General features: G+C 62.3%; 19 protein-coding genes. 17 read left to right on the top strand and 2 right to left on the bottom strand.

What is annotated here, in order from left to right:
* Window positions 1-12: 12 nt before the first annotated feature.
* The 9 genes from AF70_RS05540 to AF70_RS05500 all read left to right on the top strand — a co-directional run bounded on the left by AF70_RS05540 (window position 13) and on the right by AF70_RS05500 (window position 10,409).
* Window positions 13-969 carry an ABC transporter permease gene (locus AF70_RS05540; protein WP_018925984.1) on the top strand — a complete coding sequence of 319 codons (957 nt, stop codon included), beginning with the start codon at window positions 13-15 and terminating at the stop codon, window positions 967-969.
* Complete coding sequence (locus AF70_RS05535; protein ID WP_019578991.1) at window positions 966-1,841, top strand: ABC transporter permease; 876 nt, start codon at window positions 966-968, stop codon at window positions 1,839-1,841. Before AF70_RS05540 ends, AF70_RS05535 begins: the two co-directional genes overlap by 4 nt.
* A 1-nt stretch (window position 1,842) precedes the next feature.
* The gene (locus tag AF70_RS05530; protein ID WP_028940567.1) at window positions 1,843-3,684 is read left to right on the top strand and encodes an ABC transporter ATP-binding protein; all 1,842 of its coding nucleotides are present in this window, start codon (window positions 1,843-1,845) and stop codon (window positions 3,682-3,684) included.
* On the top strand, window positions 3,681-3,989 hold the full coding sequence (locus tag AF70_RS05525) for a (2Fe-2S)-binding protein (protein WP_018925981.1): 309 nt from the start codon (window positions 3,681-3,683) through the stop codon (window positions 3,987-3,989). The genes AF70_RS05530 and AF70_RS05525 overlap by 4 nt, the downstream gene beginning before the upstream one ends.
* On the top strand, window positions 3,971-5,362 hold the full coding sequence (locus tag AF70_RS05520) for an NAD(P)/FAD-dependent oxidoreductase (protein ID WP_028940568.1): 1,392 nt from the start codon (window positions 3,971-3,973) through the stop codon (window positions 5,360-5,362). The genes AF70_RS05525 and AF70_RS05520 overlap by 19 nt, the downstream gene beginning before the upstream one ends.
* A complete protein-coding gene (locus tag AF70_RS05515) occupies window positions 5,359-6,528 on the top strand; it encodes an FAD-binding oxidoreductase (RefSeq protein WP_028940569.1) in 1,170 nt (389 codons plus the stop codon). Before AF70_RS05520 ends, AF70_RS05515 begins: the two co-directional genes overlap by 4 nt.
* Window positions 6,525-7,682, top strand: coding sequence for an acetylornithine deacetylase (gene argE, locus AF70_RS05510; protein ID WP_019578987.1), 1,158 nt, complete (start codon window positions 6,525-6,527; stop codon window positions 7,680-7,682). The genes AF70_RS05515 and argE overlap by 4 nt, the downstream gene beginning before the upstream one ends.
* Before the next feature lie 149 nt (window positions 7,683-7,831).
* Window positions 7,832-9,289 carry an NAD-dependent succinate-semialdehyde dehydrogenase gene (locus tag AF70_RS05505; protein ID WP_019578986.1) on the top strand — a complete coding sequence of 486 codons (1,458 nt, stop codon included), beginning with the start codon at window positions 7,832-7,834 and terminating at the stop codon, window positions 9,287-9,289.
* A gap of 40 nt (window positions 9,290-9,329) precedes the next feature.
* Window positions 9,330-10,409, top strand: coding sequence for a tartrate dehydrogenase (locus tag AF70_RS05500; RefSeq protein WP_019649861.1), 1,080 nt, complete (start codon window positions 9,330-9,332; stop codon window positions 10,407-10,409).
* Window positions 10,410-10,589: 180 nt separating this feature from the next.
* Here AF70_RS05500 and AF70_RS05495 read toward each other — a convergent pair whose 3' ends face one another.
* Window positions 10,590-10,814 (bottom strand): YgdI/YgdR family lipoprotein, encoded by a 225-nt coding sequence (locus AF70_RS05495; RefSeq protein ID WP_028940570.1) that lies wholly within the window; start codon window positions 10,812-10,814, stop codon window positions 10,590-10,592.
* A gap of 207 nt (window positions 10,815-11,021) precedes the next feature.
* Here AF70_RS05495 and AF70_RS05490 point away from each other — a divergent pair, with 207 nt between their 5' ends.
* Window positions 11,022-12,689: a VRR-NUC domain-containing protein gene (locus tag AF70_RS05490; protein ID WP_028940571.1), complete on the top strand. Its 1,668-nt coding sequence runs from the start codon at window positions 11,022-11,024 to the stop codon at window positions 12,687-12,689.
* A complete protein-coding gene (locus AF70_RS05485) occupies window positions 12,686-14,977 on the top strand; it encodes an ATP-dependent DNA helicase (RefSeq protein WP_028940572.1) in 2,292 nt (763 codons plus the stop codon). The genes AF70_RS05490 and AF70_RS05485 overlap by 4 nt, the downstream gene beginning before the upstream one ends.
* 2 nt (window positions 14,978-14,979) lie before the next feature.
* On the opposite strand, the gene AF70_RS05480 is transcribed toward AF70_RS05485, so the two are convergent.
* On the bottom strand, window positions 14,980-16,134 hold the full coding sequence (locus AF70_RS05480) for a MalY/PatB family protein (RefSeq protein WP_028940573.1): 1,155 nt from the start codon (window positions 16,132-16,134) through the stop codon (window positions 14,980-14,982).
* A gap of 236 nt (window positions 16,135-16,370) precedes the next feature.
* Between AF70_RS05480 and fdnG the strand changes: the two genes are divergently transcribed.
* From fdnG to selB, 6 genes are read left to right on the top strand one after another with little or no spacing between them, the layout of a single operon-like run.
* On the top strand, window positions 16,371-19,436 hold the full coding sequence (fdnG, locus tag AF70_RS05475) for a formate dehydrogenase-N subunit alpha (protein ID WP_155954653.1): 3,066 nt from the start codon (window positions 16,371-16,373) through the stop codon (window positions 19,434-19,436).
* The gene (fdxH, locus tag AF70_RS05470; protein WP_019578978.1) at window positions 19,437-20,381 is read left to right on the top strand and encodes a formate dehydrogenase subunit beta; all 945 of its coding nucleotides are present in this window, start codon (window positions 19,437-19,439) and stop codon (window positions 20,379-20,381) included.
* A complete protein-coding gene (locus tag AF70_RS05465; RefSeq protein ID WP_019578977.1) occupies window positions 20,378-21,031 on the top strand; it encodes a formate dehydrogenase subunit gamma in 654 nt (217 codons plus the stop codon). Before fdxH ends, AF70_RS05465 begins: the two co-directional genes overlap by 4 nt.
* A gap of 4 nt (window positions 21,032-21,035) precedes the next feature.
* Window positions 21,036-21,962, top strand: coding sequence for a formate dehydrogenase accessory protein FdhE (fdhE, locus tag AF70_RS05460; protein WP_028940575.1), 927 nt, complete (start codon window positions 21,036-21,038; stop codon window positions 21,960-21,962).
* 60 nt (window positions 21,963-22,022) lie between these two features.
* Window positions 22,023-23,471, top strand: coding sequence for an L-seryl-tRNA(Sec) selenium transferase (gene selA / locus AF70_RS05455; RefSeq protein ID WP_028940576.1), 1,449 nt, complete (start codon window positions 22,023-22,025; stop codon window positions 23,469-23,471).
* On the top strand, window positions 23,468-25,387 hold the full coding sequence (selB, locus tag AF70_RS05450) for a selenocysteine-specific translation elongation factor (RefSeq protein WP_028940577.1): 1,920 nt from the start codon (window positions 23,468-23,470) through the stop codon (window positions 25,385-25,387). Before selA ends, selB begins: the two co-directional genes overlap by 4 nt.

Here is a 25,387-nt window from a genome sequence, read left to right as displayed (position 1 = left end):
GAGGGTAGGGCGATGAACAGCAACACACTGTGGTTGATCGGCCGGCGCCTGGGCGCGGCGATCGTGACTTTGTTGATCGTGTCCATGGTCGTGTTTGCGATCACGGCGGTATTGCCGGGGGACGCGGCGCAACAGGCACTCGGGCAATTCGCCACGCCGGAACAGGTGGCGGCCTTGCGCCTGAAACTGGGGCTGGATCAACCCGGTGTGGTGCGTTACCTGCATTGGTTGATGAACCTGCTGAGCGGCGACATGGGGCAATCGGTGTCCAATGCCTTGCCGGTCAGCGAGCTGATGGCCGGGCGGGTGCCCAACACACTGATGCTGGCGGCCGTCACGGCGCTGGTGTCGGTGCCGGTGGCGCTGATCATCGGCATCGGCTCGGCCATGGGCCGGGGCGGGCGCATGGACAGTGTCCTCAGCTTCATCACCCTGGCCCTGGTCGCCGTGCCGGAGTTTCTGGTGGCGACCCTGGCGGTGCTGATCTTTGCGGTGAACCTGGGCTGGCTGTCGGCGCTGTCCTATGCCAGCGACATCACCTCACCCTGGCAATTCATGCGCACCTACGCCTTGCCGGTGATGACCCTGTGCTGCGTGATTGTCGCGCAAATGGCGCGCATGACCCGGGCGGCGGTGATCGATCAGCTCGACAGCGCCTATGTGGAAATGGCCCGGCTCAAGGGCGTGAGCCCGGTGCGGATCGTGTTGCGCCATGCCTTGCCCAACGCCATCGGGCCGATTGCCAATGCCATCGCCCTGAGCCTGTCGTACCTGCTGGGCGGGGTGGTGATCGTCGAGACGATCTTCAACTACCCCGGCATCGCCAGCCTGATGGTCGATGCCGTGACCAACCGTGACATGGCGCTGGTTCAGGCCTGCACCATGCTGTTTTGTACGGCGTACCTGGGGTTGGTGCTGATTGCCGACCTGTGCGCGATTCTTTCCAATCCGAGGCTGAGAAACCAATGAACGATCTCATGGCGAAATCGGCGCCTGCAGGGCCCGAGCTGGCATTGGGCAAGGTCGCCCATGGACCGTCGTGGCTTGGCCTGGTCGGGGCGGCGATGTGTGTGATCTGGCTGCTGGTGGCGATCTTCGGTCCGTGGCTGGCGCCGCACCCGGTGGGTGAAGTGGTCTCCGATAACGTGTTCGACAGCCTCAGCGTGGCTTACCCGTTGGGCACCGATTACCTGGGCCGCGACATGCTCAGCCGCATTCTCGTCGGCGCGCGGTTCACCGTGGGCCTGGCGCTGATTTCAGCGGTGTTGGCCAGCACGCTGGGGACCGGATGTGCGCTGCTGTCGGTGGTGTCGCCGAAATGGCTGGACGAAGTGATCAGCCGTTTGATGGATGCCTTTATATCCATCCCGAGCAAGATGCTGGCGTTGATCATGGTCTCGGCGTTCGGTTCTTCGGTGCTGTTGCTGATCTGCACCGCAGTCTTGAGCTTCACCCCAGGCGCGTTCCGCATCGCCCGCAGCATGGCGGTGAACATCGAAGCGCTGGAGTACGTGCAAGTGGCCCGCACCCGTGGCGAGCGTCGGTTGTACATCGCCTGCGTGGAAATCCTGCCGAACATGCTCAACCCGGTGCTGACCGATCTGGGGCTGCGCTTCGGCTTCATCGTGCTGCTGCTCAGTGGCATGAGCTTCCTCGGCCTCGGCGTACAACCGCCGGACGCCGACCTGGGCTCCCTGGTGCGCGAGAACATCGGCGGCCTCAATCAGGGCGCGCCGGCCATCGTGATTCCGGCGCTGGCCATCGGTACCCTGACCATCGGCGTGAATCTGTTCATCGACCGATTGTCGTCACGGCGTAGTCGACGTACGGGAGGTCATTGAAATGAGTGATTTGATTCGAGTCGAAGACCTGCGCGTGGTCGCTTGCGGCGAGCGTGGCGAGGTGGAGATCGTGAAAGGCGTGAGCTTCTCCCTGGCCAAAGGTGAAGTGCTGGCGTTGATCGGTGAGTCCGGCTCCGGCAAGACCACCATAGCGCTGGCGTTGCTCGGCTATGCCCGACGCGGTTGTCGATTGGCGTCCGGCGTGGTGCAAGTCGGCGAACACGACATGCTGGCGTTGAGCGAAAGCGAACTGCAAGGCCTGCGCGGCAATCGGGTGTCGTACATTGCCCAGAGCGCCGCCGCTGCGTTCAACCCGGCGAAAAAACTGATCGATCAAGTGGTGGAGGGCGCATTGATTCACGGCCTGGGTAGCCGGGCCGTGCTGGAAGCCAAAGCCATCGAACTGTTCCGCGATCTGGCCTTGCCGGATCCCGATCACATTGGTCAGCGTTACCCGCACCAAGTATCCGGCGGGCAGTTGCAACGGGTGATGGCGGCCATGGCGCTGATCAGCGATCCGCTGCTGGTGGTGCTCGACGAGCCGACCACCGCCCTCGACGTGACGACGCAGATCGACGTGCTGCGCGCTTTCAAACGGGTGGTGCGCGAGCGAGGCGCGACGGCGGTCTATGTATCCCATGATTTGGCGGTCGTAGCGCAAATGGCCGATCAGATTGTGGTGCTCAACGGCGGACAGATTTTCGAGCAGAGCGCCACCGCGCCGCTGCTCAAGGCCCCGGCCCACGAATACACCCGCAGCCTGCTGCTGGCGGCCCGCCCGGACACGACGATCCACCCACCTTGCGGCATCGCTGAAGAAACACCGCTGCTAACCATCCAGGGGCTGACCGCCGGTTACGGCAACAAGAACCTGCAAGGCATGCCGTCGATTCGCGTGCTGGAAGATATCGACCTGACCGTGCGCCGGGGCCAGGCCATTGGTGTGATCGGTGAGTCGGGCTCCGGCAAGTCGACCCTGGCGCGGGTGGTGGCCGGGTTGCTGACGCCGGCCTTGGGCGGCCTGACCTTCGATGGCCAGCCACTGGGTGGTAGCCTGTCCGAGCGCACCGATGAACAGTTCCGCCGGATTCAGATGGTGTTCCAGAATGCCGACACTGCGCTCAACCCGATGCACAGTGTCAGCACTATTCTGAGCCGTCCGCTGAAAATGTACTTTGGCCTCAAGGGCGCCGCGCTGCGCGAGCGTATCGGCGAACTGCTGGACCTGGTGCGCTTGCCGCGCGCCATGGCCGAACGCCGTCCGAATGAACTCTCCGGCGGGCAAAAGCAGCGGGTCAACCTGGCCCGAGCCCTGGCAGCCAAACCGGACCTGATCCTCTGCGACGAGGTGACCTCGGCGCTGGACACCGTGGTCGGCGCGGCGATTCTCGAACTGCTGCGCGACCTGCGTCAGCAACTGGGCGTGTCCTACCTGTTCATCAGCCATGACATTTCCACGGTGCGCGCGCTGTGCGACGACATTGTGGTGATGTACAGCGGCCACAAGGTTCAGGCCGGCAGCCGGCAGTCGTTTGCCCAGGCACCGTTCCATCCTTACACCGACCTGTTGATCCATTCGGTGCCGGAACTGCGTCAGGGCTGGCTGGAAAACTGCGGCACCACCTGCGGCACGCTGCCGCCGATTGGCGCCAAGGCCAATGTGCCAGAGCTGTGCACCTTTCTCAGTCGCTGCCCGGTGCGGGTCGACGGTCTGTGCAATCGCACCGCGCCGAACCGGCGGATCATCGACGGCGGTAGCGAAATTCTTTGTCATCACGACAGTGCCGAGTTGCTGAAAACACAGCAGGGTTTATCCACCATGAGCCTGGGAGCTTATGCATGAAAGGGCGTTTTGTGAGGCTGGCCGAGCAGGGCCGGCCGACCGTCAAGCTGACGGTGGACGGTTCGCCCATTGAGGCGTTGCAGGGCGACACATTAATGGTCGCGTTGCTGACCCAGGGCTCGGCGCTGCGCCAATCGGAATTCGACTCGGGCCGCCGCGCCGGTTTCTGCCTGATGGGCGCCTGCCAGGATTGTTGGGTCTGGACCCGCAGTGGCGAGCGTTTGCGCGCCTGTTCCAACGAAGTCCGCGAAGGGCTGGACATCGTCACCACACAACCGGAGGCAATATGGCCACTGCACGGCTGAGCGCTCAACGAGTGGTTATTGTCGGCGCCGGACCGGCCGGCATCCGCTGTGCCGAAACGCTGCTGGCGGCTGGCTTGAAACCGATCCTGATCGATGAGAATCGCCGGGATGGCGGGCAGATCTACCGGCGCCAACCCGAAGGTTTTACCCGGGACTACGCCACCCTGTATGGCACCGAAGCGGCCAAGGCCAAGAATCTGCACCAGAGTTTCGACCGATTGCGCGGGCAAATCGACTACCGCCCCGACACGCTGGTGTGGAACCTGACGCCGGGGCAATTGTGCTGCGTCAGCCAGGGCAAGCACTCGACGGTGGATTACGATGCGCTGATCCTCTGCACCGGTGCCACCGACCGCTTGATGCCGATCGAAGGCTGGCAGTTGGCAGGCACCTACAGCCTTGGCGGGGCGCAAATCGCGCTCAAGTCCCAGGCGGTTTCCATCGGCCACCGCGTGGTGTTCATGGGCAGCGGGCCGTTGCTGTATCTGGTCGCCAGCCAATACGTCAAAGCAGGCGCCAATGTGGCGGCGGTGCTCGACACTTCGCCGTTGATCAAACGCATGGGCGCCTTGCCGAAATTGCTGGCTCGGCCTGGCGTGCTGTTCACCGGATTGAAACTACTGGCGCAGTTGTACCGGGCAAAAATCCCGGTGCACTTGGGGATCAACCCTCTGCAAGTGCTGGGTGACGCCGCCAGTGGGGTCAGTGGTGTACGGATCAGCACGGCGAAAGGCGAAACCCTGACGGTCGATTGCGACGCCGTGGCCCTGGGTTATCACTTGCGCCCGGAAACCCAACTGGCCGATCTGGCCGGTTGTCGCATGCGCTTCGATGAGGCCTCCAGCCAGTGGTGGCTGGCCGTCGATGAAGAGGGCCGCACCTCGGTCAACGGTGTGTATGCCGCCGGGGACGGCTCGAAGATTCGCGGTGCCGATGCCGCCGAACATGCCGGGCGCTTGGTGGCGATGGCGTTGATGGAAGATCTGCAGCAACCGGTGAACGCCGGTTTGCGCGACGAACAACGGCACGCGCTGGCGGTGATGGATGAGTTTCGCCTCGGCCTGGCCCAGGCGTTTCCCTGGCCGGCGGCGCAAGCCAAAGCCTTGCCGGACTCAGCCATCGTCTGTCGCTGCGAGATGATCAGCGCCGGCGAGTTGCGCCGTACCGTGAGCGAGAAGGGGGCCTGTGAAGTCAATCGGGCCAAGGCCTTCAGCCGGGTCGGCATGGGCCGCTGCCAGGGGCGTTATTGCTCCCAGGCCGGGGCCGAAGTGATCGCGGCGGCGGCAGGCGTCAGTGTGCAACAGGTCGGTCGGCAGCGTGGACAGGCGCCGGTCAAACCCCTTTCGATGCTCACCGAGGAGGTGTCGCCATGACACTACACAAAGCCGATGTAGTGATTGTCGGCGGCGGCCTGATGGGCTCGGCGGCGGCGTTTTTCCTGCGCCAGCGCGGGCAGTCGGTGATTCTGCTGGAGCGCGACCAGATTGGTCAGTACGCCAGCGGCGTCAATTTCGGCAACGTCCGGCGTCAGGGACGCTTCCTCGGTCAACTGGAATTGGCCAACCGTTCCTGGGCGCTGTGGAAACGCTTGCCAGAGCTGATCGACGACGACCTCGAGTTCATCGCCAGCGGGCACATGCGCGTGTGTTACCGCGAGGATGAAATTCCCGAACTGGAAGCCTATGCGGCAGCACCCGAGGCGGCGCAGCTGGATTTGAAAATCTATCGTGGCGCCGAGCTGCACGAACGTTTTCCGTTCCTCGGACCGGACGTGAAGGGCGGTTCCTATGCGCCCCACGATGGCCACGCCAACCCGCGTCTGGCCGCGCCGGCGTTTGCCCGGGCTGCCCGCCGCCTCGGGGCGCGGATCGAGGAACAGACTGAAGTCGCCGAGGTGCAGAAAATTGCCGGCGAGTTCACGGTGACTACCACCGACGGTCGCCAGTTCAGCGCCGAGCGCTTGTTGATCACCGCCGGCGCCTGGGGCCAGAAACTCTCGGCGCAGTTCGGCGAACCGGTGCCGCTGGATACCAACGGCCCACAAATGGCCGTGACCGAACCGGTGCCGTACGCCTTGCCAACGGTGATCGGCGTGTACACCAAGATCCCCGAAGAAGTGATCTACTTCCGCCAGATCCCGCGCGGCAACATCATCATCGGTGGCGGCTACCGCAGCAAACCGGACATGCTCAACCGCCGCGCCTATGTCGAGCCGCGCAGCATTCTCAATCAGATGGACCAGATGCGTCGCCTGCTGCCGGGCGTCGGCAACCTGAACATCATCCGCGTGTGGAGCGGCATTGAAGGCTACTTGCCCGATTCCCTGCCGGTGATGGGCCCCAGCGGCAACGTTGACGGTTTGTACTATGCGTTCGGCTTCTGCGGTCATGGCTTCCAGCTCGGCCCAGGCGTCGGCGACGTGATGGCCGAACTCATCAGCACCGGCAGCACCAGCACTTCGATTGAGCCGTTCTCGATCCGCCGGTTCACCTCTTCAGCCGAGCAACGGACAACCGAGCAAAGGAGCAGGGCCTCATGAAACCCCGTGTACTGGATATTCTCAAACGCTTGATGGCCTTCGACACCGTGTCTTCGGAGTCGAACATGGCCCTGATCGAGTACGTACGCGACTTGCTGCTGACCAAGGGCATCGAGTCACTGATCGTCAAGGACGAAACGGGTAAAAAGGCCAACCTGTTCGCCAGCACCGGCCCTAAAGAGTTACCAGGCATTCTGTTGTCCGGCCACACCGACGTAGTGCCGGCGGCAGGCCAGGCCTGGACCTTGCCGGCGTTTGAGGCGACGGTGCAGGACGGGCGGATTTACGGGCGCGGCAGTTGCGACATGAAGGGGTTTATCGCGTTGGCCATCGACGCCATGCTCGATGCCGCCGACCATTCGTTGAGCCGACCGCTGCAAATCGCCTTGTCCCATGACGAAGAAACCGGCTGCGTCGGTGTACGACGTTTACTCGACGTGCTGCACCTGGCGCCAGTGCGGCCGTTTTTGTGCCTGATCGGTGAGCCGACCAACATGCAGTTCGTGCTGGGGCACAAGGGCAAGGGGTCTTACCGCACTTACTGCCGTGGCCTGGAAGCGCATTCCTCGTTGGCGCCGCGTTCGGTCAATGCGATTCACGTGGCCTGCGATTTCATCGCGGCTCTGCGCCAGAGCCAGCAGCAACTGCAAGAGCAGGGTGCGCAGGATGCCGATTACGACGTGCCTTACAGCACCGTGCACGTCGGGCAGATTGTCGGCGGCAAGGCGCTGAACATCGTGCCGAACCTGTGCACCCTGGATTTCGAGGTACGTAACTTGCCGGCGGACGATCTGGATCAGTTCCTGGAGCAGATGCGCGAGCGTGCAGAAGTGATCGTGCGCGAGGCGAAAAAGCTGTCCAGCGTGGCAGACATCGAGATCGAAACCCTCAACGTCTATCCGGGCCTCGATACCCACCCGAGCGTTGAAGCGGTGCGCTTCCTGAAAAACTTCGCCGCGCCGGACACCGGCACCGCCAAAGTCTCGTTCGGCACCGAGGGCGGGTTGTTCAAGCAGCGTCTGGATGTACCGGTAGTAGTCTGCGGCCCGGGTTCGATCGAACAGGCGCACAAGCCGGACGAGTTCATCGAGATCAGCCAGATGCAGGCTGGGGAGCGGTTTCTGGAGGGATTGCTGGGCTCCCTGAAACTTTGAGATCGTCAAGATCTTTTGATTTCTGCTTGCCGGTAGAGCCTGCCGTCCCACCGCGAATTTCAGCATCCAACACTGCCCATCAAACGCTTTCAGCATCCTTATCCGTGGCACCTCCCTAGACTGGAAATGTCTCGGATCAGGACTCGACCATGCTCAAGAATCGTTTGAAAGACCCCAGCCTTCTGGCAGAACTCGCTTATGTGGACGGGCAGTGGATCGGCGCCGATAACGCCGCGACCCTGGACGTCATCGACCCGGCCACCGGCCAGTTGCTTGCCCGGGTGCCGGCCATGCAGGGCGCAGAAACCCGACGCGCCATCGAAGCCGCCGAGCGGGCCTGGCCGGCGTGGCGCGCACGGCCTGCGGCAGAACGGGCGGCGCTGTTGGAGCGCTGGTACCAGGCGATGATCGACAACCTCGACGACCTCGCCTTGATCATGACCTGCGAGCAGGGCAAACCGCTGAACGAAGCCAAGGGTGAAATCCGCTACGGTGCCGGGTTCGTCAAATGGTTCGCCGAAGAGGCCCGCCGGGTTTATGGCGAAACCATGCCGGCCCCCAGCGGCGACCGCCGCCTGTTGACCCTCAAGCAACCGGTCGGCGTGTGTGCCGCGATCACCCCCTGGAATTTCCCCAACGCGATGATCACCCGCAAGTGCGCGCCGGCCCTGGCCGCCGGGTGCCCGATCATCGTCAAACCCTCGGACCTGACCCCGCTGTCGGCCCTGGCCCTGGCGGTACTCGCCGAACGCGTCGGCATTCCGGCCGGGGTGTTCAACGTGCTGACCGGCATGCCCGCTGGCATCGGCGAAGAACTGACCGGCAACCCAACGGTGCGCAAGATCTCCTTCACCGGCTCCACTGCGGTCGGTCGACTGCTGATGCGCCAGAGTGCCGAACACATCAAGCGCTTGAGCCTGGAACTGGGCGGCAACGCGCCGTTCATTGTGTTCGACGATGCCGACCTGGAGCAGGCGGTAACCGGGATCATGCTCAGCAAATTCCGCAACGCCGGGCAGACCTGCGTCTGTGCCAACCGCATTCTGGTGCAGGATGGCATCTACGAACGCTTCGCCCAGCGACTGGTGGAGGAGGTGGGCAAACTCAAGGTCGGCAATGGTCTGGACGCCGACGTGACCATCGGCCCGCTGATCAACCCGGCGGCGGTGAGCAAGGTCGCGCGGCACATCGACGATGCCCTGAGCCAGGGTGCGCGTTTGCTCTGTGGCGGCATTCCTGAAGGCGACAACCAGTTCGTTCAGCCGACCGTCCTTGGCGACACCCACGCCGGCATGCTGCTGGCCAACGAAGAAACCTTCGGCCCGGTGGCGCCGTTGATGCGGTTTACCTCTGAGGCCGAAGCGCTGGCCTTGGCCAATGCCACGCCTTTTGGTCTGGGGGCCTACTATTTCACTCAGGATTTACGCCGTTCCTGGCGGTTCGGCGAGGCGCTGGAGTTCGGCATGGTCGGCCTCAACACCGGGCTCATTTCCATGGAAGTCGCGCCGTTCGGCGGCATCAAGCAGTCTGGGCTGGGTCGTGAAGGCAGCAAGTACGGGCTGGATGAATACCTAGAAGTCAAAGCCTTCCATATCGGTGGGCTGTAACCCGGCAACGATTGCACAGCCATTTTGCGAGGCATGATTGATGAGTAAACCATTCAGAATCGCCGCGATTGCCGGCGATGGCATCGGCAAGGAAGTCCTGCCGGAAGGGTTGCGGGTACTGGAGCAAGCCGCGAAGAAGTGGCAGTTGGAGCTGAGCATCGAAGTGCTCGACTGGGCTCACTGCGATTACTACCTGGAACACGGGCAAATGATGCCCGACGATTGGTTCGACCAGCTCAAGGGGTTCGATGCGATCTACTTTGGCGCCGTCGGCTGGCCGGACAAGGTGCCGGACCACATTTCTTTGTGGGGCTCACTGCTGAAGTTTCGTCGCGACTTCGACCAATACGTGAACATTCGCCCGGTACGTCTGTTTCCTGGCGTGCCGTGCCCGCTGGCCGGGCGCAAACCAGGGGACATCGATTTCGTAGTGATCCGCGAGAACACCGAGGGCGAGTATTCCTCGGTCGGCGGCAAGATGTTCGAAGGCACCGAACATGAGTTCGTGCTGCAAGAGTCGGTGTTCACCCGACGCGGCGTGGACCGGATTCTCAAGTTCGCCTTCGACCTGGCCCAGACCCGACCGCGCAAACGCCTGACGGCGGCAACCAAGTCCAACGGGATATCCATCAGCATGCCGTACTGGGACGAACGCACGGCATTGATGGCCGCGCAGTACCCGGACATCACTTGGGACAAACAGCACATCGACATCCTGTGCGCGCGTTTTGTACTGCAACCGGACCGGTTCGATGTGGTGGTGGCGTCGAACCTGTTCGGCGACATCCTGTCCGACCTGGGACCTGCCTGTGCCGGCACCATTGGCATTGCACCATCGGCCAACCTCGATCCCGAGCGGCGTTTTCCATCGCTGTTCGAACCGGTGCACGGTTCGGCCCCGGACATCTACGGGCGCAACATTGCCAACCCGATCGCGATGATCTGGTCCGGCGCGTTAATGCTGGATTTTCTGGGCAACGGCGATGAGCGCTATCGCGCTGCGCACGACGGGATTCTGCAGGCGATCGAACGGGTGATTGCCGAGGGACCGATCACCCCGGACCTGGGCGGGCAGGGCTCGACTCAGGAGGTCGGCAAGGCGATCGCGCAAGCGCTTTAAAGCCTGCGACGCACTCCTTGTGTAGCAGCTGTCGAGCCTGCGAGACTGCGTTCGGCTGCGCAGCAGTCGTGAAATCAGGCACTGCGGTGTTTCAGCTAAACCGTGGGCAGGATTTACGACGACTTCGTCGCCGATCGCAGCCTCGCAGGCTCGACAGCTGCTACGGCCGAACGCAAGGGATCAGTCTTCCTTGCGAATCGTGGCCACGTCATCGGCGCGGACTTTCACTTTCGCCCCGGAAATATCTTCGAACTCGAAGAAGCCATCCTTGCCCTTGGTGTTCGGCATGTCCTTGGTCAAATACTGGGTGCCGTTCTGCAGGGTCACGACTGTTGGCGTCGAGCAACCGGTCAGGGCCAGAAAGGCCGCTACCACCAGGGGCAAACCCAGAGTCTTGATATTCATACACACCTCCATCACTCAATAAAAACAATGTGAACGCCTCATTCGAGATCAATCCTCACTGTGCTTCTAACGCGGTTGGTGCGATGGAATGGCAGAAAGTTCGATGGTCACCCGAAAATTGCCCGATAGCGTCGCCACTTATCCTTTTCCGTTTGCACCGGGTGGGGCATAGCTGGTATCTGTACGCATAACCAGTATTCGCTTGCCATGGCCCGATTGCCCGTGATTGTAAATCCGCTCGATGACCCGTTCTATTACTTGAACAACTTCATGCAAGTGCTTGATTGGCTTGAGCATCGTTATGCCGATGTACTCAGCATCGAAGAGCAGGACTTCATCCGCGACTTCAATCGACTGCCCCGCGAGTCCCAGGCTTTGTTGGTCAGATTGGTGATGCGCAAAGGCGTGCATTTCAGGGTCGGCAAACTGAGTTACGTCGAAATCGGCGACATCGCCAGCGCCGCCGCGCCGCTCCTGGCCCTGGGCTGGATCGACGAGCAGTTGCCGCTGCCTGTCGAGGAGGTGTTCGAGGTGCTGCTCAAGGCCGAGATTCTCCAGTGTTTTGGCGATGCCATCGATCAACCGAAAGGCAAAAAGAGCGATTGGCTGCCGGCCCTGAGCGAGCAGTTTCCTGAAGAGCAAAGTTTTGCCCAGTGGTGCCCGGCACTGGATGACCGGCTGTTCAGCCTGACCGTCATGGGCCTGTGCGATCGGTTGCGCCTGATGTTCTTCGGCAATCTTTACCAGGATTGGTCGGAATTCGTTCTGGCTGACCTGGGCATCTACACCTACGAGAAAGTCGAGTTTTGCGCCGAGTCCCGAGGCTTGCGCAGTCGCGAAGACGTCGACGCCTGCCTGTTCCTGCACAGCTGTCAGCAGCATTTTGAGGCCGGTGAAGAGGTGGCGGTGGTTGTCGAGCAGATCAACAGGCTGGAACTCGCCAACCCCTGGCTGCAAAGACGTCGGGCCAAGCTGCTGTTCCAGATCGCTCAGCACTGCGAACGCATGGCGGATTTTTCCACCGCCCTGGGCCTCTACCGCGATTGCGCCTATCCCGGCGCACGCCTGCGGCTGATTCGCGTGCTGGAGCGCTGTGGTGAATTTCAACTGGCCATGGATTTGGCGAGCCACGCCGAGCAAACCCCGGAAAGCGCCACCGAACATCAGCATTTATTGCGTGTGTTGCCCAGGCTGCGGCGCAAACTGGGCGGGCCGCCGATCAAGCGGCCAGCCCCGCGGGCCATGCAGCGTCTGGACCTGCAATTGCCCAGGCACGACCCGGCATTGTCGGTGGAGTATTACGTTCAGGCGCATCTGGCGGACGAGTCGGCACCGGTGCATTACGTCGAGAACAGCCTGATCAACTCGCTGTTCGGGTTGCTGTGCTGGCCGGCGATCTTCGCCCCGTTGCCGGGGGCGTTTTTTCACCCATTCCAGCGCGGCCCGGTGGACCTGCACAACGAAGACTTTCATGCTAGGCGCGCGGATTTGTTCCAGGCTTGTCTTGCCGAACTCGATGACGGGCGTTACGCCCAGACCATCCGCGAGCGTTACAGCGCCAAGTGGGGCGTGCAGTCGCCGTTCGTATTCTGGGGCGCGCTGAGCGAGGAACTGCTGGAGCAGGCGCTCGACTGTCTGCCCGCCGAACACCTCAAGCACTGGTTCAATCGACTGCTGCTCGACATCAAGGCCAACCGCGCCGGCATGCCGGACTTGATCCAGTTCTGGCCGCAACACAAGACCTACCGAATGATCGAAGTCAAAGGCCCCGGCGATCGCCTGCAAGACAACCAATTGCGGTGGCTGGAGTTCTGTCACGAGCACCAGATGCCGATTGCCGTTTGCTACGTGCAATGGGTGGAGCAGGGCGCTTGAGCTACAGCATCGCGGTGCGGGCGTTGTGTGAATTCACCGCCAAGGTCGGCGACCTCGACCTGCGCTTCACCCCGTCGCCAACCGCGCTGGAAGGCATTGTCGGCCATCGCACCGTGGCGTCACGACGCAGCGAGGGTTACCAGAACGAGGTCGCGCTCGAAGGCCAGTATCGAACCTTGACCGTGAAAGGCCGGGCGGACGGCTACGATCCGGGGCAAAACTGCCTCGAAGAAATCAAAACCTATCGGGGCGACCTGAGCAAGCAACCGGCCAACCACCGGCAGTTGCACTGGGCGCAGGCGAAAGTCTATGGCTGGTTGATGTGTCAGAAACTGGATTTGGCGCAGATCGACCTGGCGCTGGTGTACTTCGACATCGTCAGCGAGAAGGAAACCTGTCTGGTCGAGACCTTCAGCGCCGCCGACTTGCAGCTGTTCTTCGAGCACCACTGCGGGTTGTTCCTGCACTGGGCCGAGCAGGAAATGGCCCATCGCGAAGGGCGCAATCTGGCGGCTCAACAGCTGAGCTTTCCCCATGCCGATTTTCGCCCCGGCCAACGGCATCTGGCCGAATCGGTGTTCAAGGCGGTCAGCACCGGCCGCTGTCTGATGGCCCAGGCGCCGACCGGTATCGGCAAGACGATTGGCACGCTGTTCCCGATGCTCAAGGCCCTGGCGCCGCAGCAACTGGACAAGGTGTTTTTCCTCACGGCGAAAACCCCGGGGCGCAAATTGGCGCTGGACGCCGCTCAGGTGATCCTCGACAGCGCCGATGCGCAGCCGTTGCGAGTCCTCGAGATGATCGCCCGGGACAAGGCTTGCGAGCACCCGGACAAGGCCTGTCATGGCGAATCCTGCCCGTTGGCGCAGGGTTTTTATGATCGTCTGCCGGACGCGCGTCAGGCCGCCAGTCAATTGAGCCTGTTGAACCAGAGTGCCTTGCGTGAGGTTGCCCTGCAGCACGAGGTTTGTCCTTATTACTTAAGCCAGGAAATGGCCCGCTGGGCGGACGTGGTGGTCGCCGACTACAACTACTACTTCGACTTCAGCGCGTTGCTGTTCGGGCTGGCCCAGGCCAATAACTGGAACGTCGCGGTGCTGGTGGACGAGGCCCACAACCTGGTGGAGCGCGGCCGGCAGATGTACAGCGCCAGTCTCGACCAGGCGACTTTGAACGGCGTACGAAAAACCGCGCCCGAGTCGTTAAAGAGATCCTTGCAGCGAGTCAATCGTGAATGGAATGCCTTGCACGATCAGCAACTCGGCCCCTATCAGGCCTACGACAAAGCCCCGGAAAAACTGCTTCAGGCCTTGTCCTTGTGTTGCGCGAGCATCGGCGACTACCTGAATGAACACCCTCAGGGCCTGAACAGCGGGTTGCAGAATTTTTACTTCGACATGCTGCAATTCGGCCGCGTGGCTGAACTGTTCGACGAGCATTTCCTGTTCGACATCAGCAAGCGTGACCTCGAGCGCAAGCGCAATCTGTCGCAGCTGTGCCTGCGCAATGTGGTACCCGCCGGTTTCATCCGCCCGCGCCTGACCGCAGCGCGCAGCACGGTGCTGTTTTCCGCGACCTTGAGCCCTCGGCATTACTACGCCGACCTGCTGGGCACCCCGGCGAACACGGTTTGGATCGATGTGGAATCGCCATTTCACGCCGATCAGCTGCAAGTGCACATCGTCAGCCAGATCTCCACGCGGTTCGTCCACCGTCAAGCGTCCCTTGCGCCCATCGTCGAGCTGATCGCCAAACAGTTCAGCCAACGCCCCGGCAACTACCTGGCGTTTTTCAGCAGTTTCGATTATTTGCAGCAAGTGGCGCAGCTGCTGGCCGAGCGGTATCCGCAGATCACGCTGTGGTCGCAGTCCCGGGGTATGGGGGAAGCGCAGCGTCAGGACTTTCTCGACCAGTTCACCGCCGACGGGCAGGGCATCGGGTTTGCAGTGCTGGGTGGCGCGTTCGGTGAAGGCATCGATTTGCCCGGCGCCCGATTGATTGGCGCCTTCATCGCCACCCTGGGGCTCGCGCAACTCAATCCGGTCAACGAGCAACTGAAACAGCGCATGGCGGCGATTTTCGGTGCCGGTTATGACTACACCTACCTGTTTCCAGGTGTGCAGAAAGTGGTGCAGGCGGCAGGAAGGGTGATCCGTACGCGGGAGGATCAAGGGGTGGTGATGCTGATCGACGACCGGTTTGGCGAGAGTAAGGTCAAGCAATTACTGCCGCGTTGGTGGGCGGTCGAGAAGGCACACAAACCCCCTTGTGGGAGCGAGCCCGAGTAGAGTCAGGCCTTGCGGTTACGCAAACTACGCTCCATCCGCGCAATCCCTTCTTCCAGCAACGCCCGTGGGCAGCCGAAGTTCAGGCGCACGAATTGCTGGGCGTGATCGCCGAAATCCAGCCCGGCGCTCAGCCCGACTTTGGCTTGTTCGAGGAAGAACTGCTGCGGGTTGTCCAGCCCCAGTGCTGTGCAATCAAGCCACGCCAGATAGGTGCCCTGAGGAACGCTCATGGTCACACCCGGCAGCCGCGTGCGAACTGCCTCCACCAGATAGTCCCGATTGCTTTGCAGGTAGGCCATGAGTTCGGTCAGCCAGGGGCGGCCTTCGCTGTAGGCGACGCGGGTGGCTTCCAGGCCCAGCGGGTTGACGCTGTCGACCATGCCGCAGCGGGCATGGTTGACGCGATGGAGCAGCGCTGCGTCTTGAATGATCATGAACGCAGTCTTCAGGCCAGCGATGTTGTAGGCCTTGCTGGCTGACATCAGAGTGATGGTGCGCTTAGCGATCTGCGGGCTGAGCGAGGCGGTCGGAATGTGCACGCGCCCGTCGAAGCACAGCTCGGAGTGGATCTCGTCGGAGATGATCCAGGCATCCTGTTCCAGGCAGATGTCGGCAACCGCTTGCAGTTCTTCCCGGGGGAAGACCTTGCCCAGCGGGTTATGTGGGTTGCTCAGCAACAGCGCGCCGCCTCCTTGCAGTGCCTGGCGCAAGGCATCGAGTGGCGTGGCGTACGTGCCATCGGCCAGCGCGTTGAAGTCCAGTTCGACCTTGTTCAGCTGCCAGTGGCCCGGCGCATGGCGCAGCGGCGGGTAGTTGGGTGTTTGCACGACCACGTTTTGTTGCGGCTGAACCAGTGCATGCAGGGCCATGTTGAAGCCTGATTCGATACCCGGCAGGAACACCAGTTCCTGGGGCTGCACACGCCAAGCGTACTTGTCCCACAGGTCGGCGACGATGGCGTCACGCAAGTCATCCTGGGCCACGCTGTAACCGAGCATCGGGTGTTCCAGGCGTTTTTGCAGAGCCTGAATGATCGCCGGCGGTGCGGCGAAGTCCATGTCGGCGACCCACATCGGCAATACATCGGCCGGGTAACGGCTCCATTTGGTACTGCCGGTGCCATGGCGGTCGAACACCTGATCAAAATCGAAAGTCATGCTCAGTCTCATAAAAGGCAGAGGGGGGTAATCCGGCGGCCATGATAAGCGCCAACCTTCACCGCTGGCGAGTTGTGCAACAGAGCATGACCGGCAAGCCGCCGACGGTCGGTTTTCAGACCGCGCAGCACAACATTGTCTAAAGTTCTAATTGGCGGTAGTTCCGTTGCCGTCACTGTGATCGTCCAGAAAAACCCGGCCAACGCACCGGGTTTCCACCTGATCAGGAGTGCACGATGGACCTCAACCGTCGTCAGTTCTTCAAGGTCGCTGGTCTCGGCCTTGCAGGATCCACCCTTGGCGCGCTGGGCATGGCCCCGACGCCAGCCTTCGCCGAACAAGTGCGTCATTTCAAGCTCGCCCATACCCATGAAACCCGCAACACCTGCCCGTACTGCTCGGTCGGCTGCGGCTTGATCATGTACAGCCAGGGCGACAATGCGAAGAATGTCGCCCAGAGCATCATTCACATCGAAGGCGATGCCGACCACCCGGTCAATCGCGGCACCCTCTGCCCCAAAGGCGCAGGCCTGCTCGACTTCATTCACAGCCCCAGCCGTCTGCAATACCCGCAGGTGCGCAAGCCCGGCACCAAGGAGTGGACGCGGATCTCCTGGGATGAAGCGCTGGACCGCATCGCCGACCTGATGAAGGCCGACCGTGACGCCAACTTCATCGAGAAGAACGCCCAGGGGCAAACGGTGAACCGCTGGCTGACCACCGGTTTCCTCGCGGCCTCGGCCTCGTCCAACGAAGCGGGTTACATCACCCACAAGGTCATTCGCAGTCTGGGCATGCTGGGGTTCGATAACCAGGCACGTGTCTGACATGGCCCGACGGTGGCAAGTCTTGCCCCGACGTATGGCCGTGGTGCCATGACCAACCACTGGACCGATATCGCCAACGCGAATCTGGTTCTGGTGATGGGCGGCAACGCAGCAGAAGCGCACCCTTGCGGTTTCAAATGGGTGACCGAAGCCAAAGCCCACAACAAGGCGCGGCTGATTGTGGTCGACCCGCGTTTCACCCGTACGGCCTCGGTGGCGGACTATTACGCACCGATCCGCACCGGCACCGACATCGCCTTCATGGGCGGGCTGATCAATTACCTGCTGACCGAAGACAAGATCCAGCACGAATACGTGCGGAGCTATACGGACGTGTCGTTCATCGTCAAGGCCGGCTACGGTTTCGAGGATGGCTTGTTCAGCGGTTACGACGCGAGCAAGCGCAGCTACACCGACAAGTCCGGCTGGGGGTATGAGATCGGCGAGGACGGCTTTGCCAAAGTCGACCCGACCTTGCAGGATCCACACTGCGTCTATCAATTGATGAAGCAGCATTACAGCCGCTACACCCTGGAGCTGGCCAGTCAGGTCTGTGGCATGCCCACCGACGCGATGAAGAAAATCTGGGAAGAGATTGCCACGTGTGCGCAACCGGGCAAGACCATGACGATTCTCTATGCCCTGGGCTGGACCCAGCACTCGATCGGCTCGCAGATGATCCGCAGCGCGGCCATGGTGCAACTGCTGCTGGGCAACATCGGCATGCCGGGCGGGGGCGTCAACGCTTTGCGTGGGCACTCCAACATCCAGGGCCTGACCGACCTCGGCTTGCTGTCTAACCTGTTGCCCGGTTACCTGACCCTGCCGTCCGAAGCCGAACAGGACTACAACGCCTACATCGCCAAACGCGCACTCAAACCGCTGCGTCCCGGGCAGATGTCCTACTGGCAGAACTACGGCAAGTTTCACGTCAGCCTGATGAAAGCCTGGTACGGCGCCAATGCCACCGCCGAGAATCACTGGGGCTATGACTGGCTGCCGAAACTGGATATTCCCGGCTACGACATCCTGAAAATGTTCGACATGATGGGCAAGGGCCAGGTCAACGGCTACATGTGCCAGGGCTTCAACCCGATTGCCGCCTTGCCGGACAAGAACCGGGTGATGAAGGCACTGGCCAAACTCAAGTGGCTGGTGGTGATGGACCCGCTGGCCACCGAGACCTCGGAGTTCTGGCGCAACGTCGGGCCTTACAACGATGTGCAAACGGCCGACATCCAGACCGAAGTCATCCGCCTGCCCACCACCTGTTTTGCCGAAGAAAACGGCTCGCTGGTCAACAGCGGCCGCTGGCTGCAATGGCACTGGAAGGGGGCCGACGGCCCGGGACAGGCGCGCACTGACGTGAAGATCATGAGCGAGCTGTTCATGCGTCTGCGCCAGCGTTACCAGGCCAATGGTGGCGCCTGGGCCGAGCCGATCCTCAAGCTCGACTGGCCCTACAAAGTACCGGATGACCCGACACCGGAAGAACTGGCCCGGGAATTCAACGGCTACGCCATCGCCGATGTCACCGACGCTTCGGGCGCGGTGGTCAAGGCCGGTCAGCAGCTGTCCGGTTTCGCCCAGCTCAAGGACGATGGCAGCACGGCCTCCGGTTGCTGGATCTTCTGCGGCAGTTGGACCGAGCAGGGCAACAACATGGCCCGTCGTGACAACAGTGATCCTTACGGCATGAAGCAGAACCTCGGCTGGGCCTGGGCCTGGCCGGCGAACCGACGGATTCTCTATAACCGCGCCTCTTGCGACCCTCAAGGCAAACCGTGGGATGCGAAAAAGCGGCTGGTGTGGTGGAACGGCAAGGTCTGGACCGGCACCGACGTGCCCGACTACAAGGTCGATGTGCCGCCGGAAGCCGGGATGAACCCGTTCATCATGAACCCCGAAGGCGTGGCGCGGTTCTTCGCCCTCGACAAGATGAACGAAGGGCCATTCCCCGAACACTATGAACCGTTCGAGACGCCCATCGGCATCAACCCGATGCACCCCAACAACAAACAGGCGACCAGCAACCCGGCCGGGCGGATCTTCGATTCGGTCTGGGACACCCTGGGCCAGGCCAAGGACTTTCCTTATGCAGCGACCAGCTACCGGCTGACTGAACACTTCCACTTCTGGACCAAGCATTGCCCGATCAACGCCATAACCCAGCCCGAGCAATTCGTCGAAATCGGCGAGGCGCTGGCCAAGGAGAAGGGGATTGCCGCCGGCGACCGGGTGCGGGTCAGTTCCAAGCGCGGGCATATCGAAGCAGTGGCGGTGGTGACCAAGCGGATTCGTCCGCTGCAGGTCAACAATCAGGTGGTGCACCAGATCGGTATCCCGTTGCACTGGGGTTTCACCGGCGCCACCCGTCACGGTTACCTGACCAACACCTTGGTGCCGTTCCTCGGCGATGGCAACACACAGACCCCGGAATCCAAGTCATTCCTGGTCAACGTGGAGAAAATCTAAATGGCCAGCCAAGACATCATCGCCCGTTCGGCCACCACCACCGTGCCGCCCTCGGTGCGTACCCAAGGGGAAGTGGCCAAGCTGATCGACACCACCAAGTGCATTGGCTGCAAGGCTTGCCAGGTCGCCTGCTCGGAATGGAACGAGCTACGTGACGACGTCGGTCACAACCTGGGCACCTACGACAACCCGCACGACCTCAGCGCAGACACCTGGACCCTGATGCGCTTCACCGAGCATGAAACCGACGCCGGCAACCTCGAATGGTTGATCCGCAAGGACGGCTGCATGCACTGCGCCGAGCCCGGCTGCCTGGCGGCATGCCCGAGCCCCGGCGCGATCATCAAGCACGCCAACGGCATCGTCGACTTCGATCAGGACCATTGCATCGGCTGCGGCTATTGCATCACCGGTTGCCCGTTCAACATTCCGCGCATCTCGCAAAAGGACCACAAGGCCTATAAATGCACGCTGTGTTCGGACCGGGTGGCGGTGGGGCTGGAACCGGCCTGCGTGAAAACCTGTCCGACCGGCGCCATCGTGTTCGGCAGCAAGGAAGACATGAAGGAACACGCCGCCGAACGCATCGTCGACCTCAAGAGCCGCGGCTTCGACAACGCCGGTTTGTATGACCCCGCGGGCGTCGGCGGCACCCACGTGATGTACGTGCTGCACCATGCCGACACGCCCAGGTTGTACGCCGGGTTGCCGGATCACCCGGCGATCAGTCCGCTGGTGGACCTGTGGAAAGGCCTGAGCAAACCCCTGGCGCTGTTGGCCATGGGCGCGGCGGTGCTGGCCGGGTTCTTCCACTACGTGCGCGTCGGGCCACAACTGGTCGAGGAGGACGAACATCCGACCACCGTCGACCCTGCCGTGCATGAGTTCGATCCGTCGGTGCACACCTTCGATCCAAGCAAACCCGGCGGGGAGGACAGGCCATGAACGACAAACCGATCGTGCGCTACACCGTCAACCAGCGCACCAACCACTGGCTAGTGGCGATTGTGTTCCTGATGGCTGCGCTGTCGGGGCTGGCCTTGTTCCATCCGGGCTTGTTCTGGCTCAGCAACCTGTTTGGCGGCGGTCCGTGGACGCGCATTCTGCATCCGTACCTGGGCCTGACGATGTTTGTGCTGTTCCTCGGCCTGGTGTGCAGTTTCTGGCGGGCGAACTACTTCATCACCAACGACCGGCTGTGGCTCAGGCGTGTCGGGCTGGTGATCCGTAACGAGGAGGAGGGCGTGCCGCCGATCGGCAAATACAACCCGGGGCAGAAGCTGCTGTTCTGGGTATTGCTGATCTGCATGCTGGTGCTGCTGTTCAGCGGATTGGTGATCTGGCGTGCCTGGTTCAGTGCGTACTTCGGCATCACCAGCATCCGCTGGGCGATGCTGCTGCATGCGTTGGCGGGATTCATCCTGGTGCTGAGCATCATCGTCCATGTCTACGCGGGTATCTGGATTCGCGGTTCGGTCGACGCCATGGTGCATGGCCGGGTCAGCCGCGCCTGGGCGAGAAAACACCATGGGCTCTGGTACCGGGAAGTGACCGGTGACGAGACGCCTGAGCGACCGATCAGCAAAAAAGGATGATCCCTTGGCCACAATCCTCGAGCCCGGGCAAATAGAAGCGGCGGCGAGTTCACCGCCGTTTCTGTACCTGCCGCCGAACAACCTGTTCACCCTGCGCGCGTTGCGCCTGGAACGTTTGGCCGACGGCCATCCCATGGCGGACTATCTGCGTTTGATCGCGGGGTTGTGTCATGTCCAGCAGCAGCTGATGGACGATCCGCCCGTGGCGACCATGCCCGACCCCGAACGCCTGCGATTGTGCGTAGAACATGGCTTGCCGCCGTTCGCTGCCGACAGCCTGGTGCGCGAAAACGTTTGGCTGCCATACCTCGAGGCCTTGTTGCAGCGCTATCAGCCATTGCCACACTCGGCGGTAGAAAACGCCGTGGCGACGTTGCGCAGCGCGAACCCTGGGTTGCTCAAGGCGTGGGCGATTGCCCTGGTCAGCGGCCAGTACTCGATGCTGCCGGCAGCGCTGGTGCCGTTTCTCGGCGCCGCGCTGCAAGTGGCCTGGAGTTATTGGCTGCTGAGCACGCCCAACCTTGAACTGACGCGCGGCGACAGCCTCAGCCAATGCCCATCCTGCGGTTCACCGGCGATGGCCGGGGTGATTCGTCATCGCGGCAAATACAACGGTTTGCGTTATCTGGTGTGCTCGCTGTGCGCCTGCGAATGGCATGTGGTGCGGGTCAAATGCGTGTATTGCGAACAGAGCAAGGGGCTTGAATACGTCAGCTTCGAGGATGATCGCCACGCCGCCAATCAGGCACCGCTGCGGGCGGAGGTCTGTCCCGGCTGCAACAGCTACCTGAAACTGATCTACCTGGAAAACGACGCCGAAGCCGAAGCCCTGTCGGCGGACCTGTCCAGCCTGATGCTGGACATGCGTCTGGAGCAGGAAGGTTACCAGCGGCCAGCGCCCAACTTGATGCTCGCACCCGGAGGCGACTGAGCTTATCGATCCCAGAGGCTACACTCAGACGCGACGGTCACTCGCTTCCGGGAGCCTCTGATGCCCGCAACCCTCGCCGGCCAAACCTTGCGGCTGCCTTCCATCGACAGCCTGCTACGCCATCCTGCCTGCCAACCGCTGGCCGAGCGTTACGGACACGACGCACTGCTGGCCGGCCTGCGGCAATTGCTCGATGACTTGCGCGAGCCGGTGCACAACGGTGAACTCGCCGCCATTGAAATCGCCCCCGACGTATTAGCGGGGAGGGCAGGTGAGCGTCTGGCGATTCAGCATCGCAGCCAGATCCGCCGGGTGTTCAACCTCACCGGTACGGTGCTGCATACCAACCTCGGGCGGGCATTGTTACCGGAGGAGGCCATTGAAGCAGTGCAACTGGCCGCCCGTTATCCGCTCAATCTGGAATTCGACCTGCACAGCGGCAAGCGCGGCGACCGGGACGATTTGATCGAAGGCTTGATCCGCGAACTGACCGGCGCCGAAGCAGTCACCGTGGTCAACAACAATGCCGCCGCTGTGTTGCTGACGCTCAACAGCCTGGGCGCACGCAAGGAAGGGATCATTTCCCGAGGTGAGCTGATCGAAATCGGCGGCGCGTTTCGCATTCCCGACATCATGGCCCGCGCCGGGGTGCGGTTGCATGAAGTGGGCACCACCAACCGCACCCATGCTCGCGATTACGAGGCCGCCATCGGCCCGCGCAGTGGTCTGCTGATGCGCGTACACGCGAGCAATTACAGCATCGAAGGCTTCACCGCGAGAGTGCCGACGGCGGAATTGGCGCAGCTGGCTCACCGCCACGGACTGCCCTTGCTCGAAGACCTCGGCAGCGGCAGCCTGCTGGACCTGACACGCTGGGGGTTGCCCGCCGAACCGACGGTGCGCCAGGCGTTGCTCGACGGCGCGGACATCGTCACCTTCAGCGGCGACAAACTGCTCGGCGGGCCTCAGGCCGGATTGATCGTCGGCCGCAAAGACCTGATCGCCAGGATCAAGAAAAATCCGCTCAAGCGTGCCCTGCGGGTCGACAAATTGACCCTGGCGGCCCTCGAAGCCGTCTTGGCGCTGTACCGCGATCCCGATCGTCTGGCCGAACGACTGCCGAGTCTGCGTCTATTGACCCGGCCCCAAGCCGACATCCTCGCCCAGGCCGAACGCCTGCAACCGTCATTGGCGCAGGTGCTGGGCGATGGCTGGAGCGTCAGCGCGATTCCGGCGTTAGGCATGATCGGCAGCGGCAGCCAACCCGTGGCCCGGTTGCCCAGCGCGGCGTTATGCCTGCGGCCAAACGTTTCGAAACGCCTGCGTGGGCGACGGTTGCTAGGGCTGGAGGCAGCATTGCGGCAACTGCCCATTCCGGTGCTCGGCCGCATTGACGATGACGCCTTGTGGCTCGACGTGCGTCAACTCGATGACGAAGCGGCATGGCTGGCGCAGCTCAATCAGCTGGCGCAATTCGATCAACTGCAGGAGGAGGGCCGGGACGGGTGATTGTCGGCACGGCGGGGCATATCGATCACGGCAAGACTTCCTTGCTGCAGGCACTGACCGGGCAGGCCGGTGATCGTCGCCGCGAAGAACGCGAACGCGGCATGACCATCGACCTGGGCTATGTCTATGCGGCGCTGGAGCCGGGCGCCGCCCTGACCGGTTTTATCGACGTGCCCGGCCATGAGCGCTTCACCCACAACATGTTGGCCGGCGCTCAAGGGATTGATCTGGTGTTGCTGGTGGTAGCGGCCGATGACGGCGTCATGCCGCAAACCCGTGAACACTTGGCGATTGTCGAGTTGCTGGGCATCCCTCGGGCTCTGATTGCAATCAGCAAGTGCGACCGGGTTGACTCGGCTCGGGTGCAGGCTGTTCGTGAGCAGATCGAAGCATTACTGGCGCCCGGACCGTATGCAGGCGCGCCGCAAATCGCACTGTCGAGTGTGACCGGCGAGGGCATCGAGACTCTGCGTCAGGCTTTGCTGGAGGCACAGCATGAGGTTGTTCAACGCAGCGCCAGCGGCGGTTTTCGTCTGGCGATTGATCGGGCCTTCAGCGTGGCCGGCGCCGGCATCGTGGTGACCGGTACGGCGTTGTCCGGCCAGGTGGCGGTGGGCGATACGCTGATGTTGAGCCCGCAGGGCAAACTGGTGCGAGTACGTGGCCTGCATGCGCAAAACCAGGCCGCTGACAACGCAATGGCCGGGCAGCGCGTCGCGCTGAACCTGAGTGCCGAGCGTCTGGCCCTGGAGCAGATCCACCGTGGCCACTGGCTGGTGGCCGAATGGCTGCATGCGCCGACCCAGCGTCTGGATGTCCAGATGAGCGTGTTGGCCAGCGAAGCGCGAAGCTTCGAACACTTTCAACCGGTGCATGTGCATCTCGGCACTCAGGACGTGACGGGGCGGGTGGCCTTGCTGGAAGGTTCCAGCCTGGCACCGGGCGGGCAGATGTTCGCGCAACTGCTGGTCAATGCGCCGGTGTTGGCGGTGAAGGGCGACCGCTTGATCCTGCGCGACCAAAGCGCCCAACGCACCCTTGGCGGTGGCCGAGTGCTGGACCCGTTCGCCCCGGCCCGACATCGTCGCAGCCCTGCGCGATTGGCGCAGCTACAAGCGCTGTCCACTACCATTAGCCTGGAAGCGGCGCTGCCGGCGCTGCTGGCCAACAGCGACACCGGGCTCGATCCGCTGCGCCTGGAGCGTCAGTTCAACCGTCCGCGCGAGACTTGGGAATTGCCCGATGACGTGCGTCTCATCGATACGCGGCAGGGGCCATTTTTGTTCAGCGCGGTGCGTTGGGAAGCGCTGAAAGCGCCGCTGCTGGAACACCTCGCACGCTTTCATCAACTCGAACCGGACCAGATGGGACCGGACCGCGATCGCCTGCGTCGTTTCGCCGGCAGCGTGCTGGAACGGTCGACCTTTATCAGCCTGCTCGACGAATTACTGGCCAGTGGTGCAATGGCGGCCAGCGGTCCGTGGCTGCATTTACCCGATCACCAGGTGCGCTTGAGCGAGGACGACGAAACCCTCTGGCAACAATTGCAGCCGTTGTTCGAACAGGCGGGTTTCGATCCGCCGTGGGTGCGTGATCTGGCCAAAGCCACTGGCCATGACGAGGCTGCCGTGCGCCTGCTGCTGCGCAAGATGGCCCGGTTGGGACTGCTGCATCAAATCGTCCGTGACCTGTTTTACACCGAAACACTGGTGCGCCGATTGGCGGCTATGCTGGTGCAACTGGCCAGCGAAAACCCGGTGATTCAGGTCGCCGCATTTCGCGATGCCGTGGGCCTGGGGCGCAAGCGCAGTATTCAGATTCTTGAATACTTCGACCGGCTCGGCCTGACCCGCCGCTTTGGCGATCGACGCCATATCCGGCTCGACAATGCACTGGCCCAACAAACCGCAGTCTGA

The sequence above is a fragment of the Pseudomonas sp. KD5 genome (assembly GCF_012932895.1).
Taxonomy (GTDB): domain Bacteria; phylum Pseudomonadota; class Gammaproteobacteria; order Pseudomonadales; family Pseudomonadaceae; genus Aquipseudomonas.
This window is presented reverse-complemented; position numbering and strand designations above follow the sequence as displayed.

Bases quoted from the DNA above. Each gene is read 5' to 3' on its own strand.
- AF70_RS05500 (WP_019649861.1), top strand. From the start codon at position 9,330: ATGAGTAAACCATTCAGAATCGCCGCGATTGCCGGCGATGGCATCGGC.
- AF70_RS05480 (WP_028940573.1), bottom strand. From the start codon at position 16,134: ATGACTTTCGATTTTGATCAGGTGTTCGACCGCCATGGCACCGGCAGT.
- AF70_RS05465 (WP_019578977.1), top strand. From the start codon at position 20,378: ATGAACGACAAACCGATCGTGCGCTACACCGTCAACCAGCGCACCAAC.
- AF70_RS05520 (WP_028940568.1), top strand. From the start codon at position 3,971: ATGGCCACTGCACGGCTGAGCGCTCAACGAGTGGTTATTGTCGGCGCC.
- AF70_RS05525 (WP_018925981.1), top strand. From the start codon at position 3,681: ATGAAAGGGCGTTTTGTGAGGCTGGCCGAGCAGGGCCGGCCGACCGTC.
- AF70_RS05530 (WP_028940567.1), top strand. From the start codon at position 1,843: ATGAGTGATTTGATTCGAGTCGAAGACCTGCGCGTGGTCGCTTGCGGC.
- argE (WP_019578987.1), top strand. From the start codon at position 6,525: ATGAAACCCCGTGTACTGGATATTCTCAAACGCTTGATGGCCTTCGAC.
- fdxH (WP_019578978.1), top strand. From the start codon at position 19,437: ATGGCCAGCCAAGACATCATCGCCCGTTCGGCCACCACCACCGTGCCG.
- AF70_RS05540 (WP_018925984.1), top strand. From the start codon at position 13: ATGAACAGCAACACACTGTGGTTGATCGGCCGGCGCCTGGGCGCGGCG.
- AF70_RS05515 (WP_028940569.1), top strand. From the start codon at position 5,359: ATGACACTACACAAAGCCGATGTAGTGATTGTCGGCGGCGGCCTGATG.
- selA (WP_028940576.1), top strand. From the start codon at position 22,023: ATGCCCGCAACCCTCGCCGGCCAAACCTTGCGGCTGCCTTCCATCGAC.
- AF70_RS05490 (WP_028940571.1), top strand. From the start codon at position 11,022: ATGGCCCGATTGCCCGTGATTGTAAATCCGCTCGATGACCCGTTCTAT.
- AF70_RS05495 (WP_028940570.1), bottom strand. From the start codon at position 10,814: ATGAATATCAAGACTCTGGGTTTGCCCCTGGTGGTAGCGGCCTTTCTG.
- AF70_RS05535 (WP_019578991.1), top strand. From the start codon at position 966: ATGAACGATCTCATGGCGAAATCGGCGCCTGCAGGGCCCGAGCTGGCA.
- AF70_RS05505 (WP_019578986.1), top strand. From the start codon at position 7,832: ATGCTCAAGAATCGTTTGAAAGACCCCAGCCTTCTGGCAGAACTCGCT.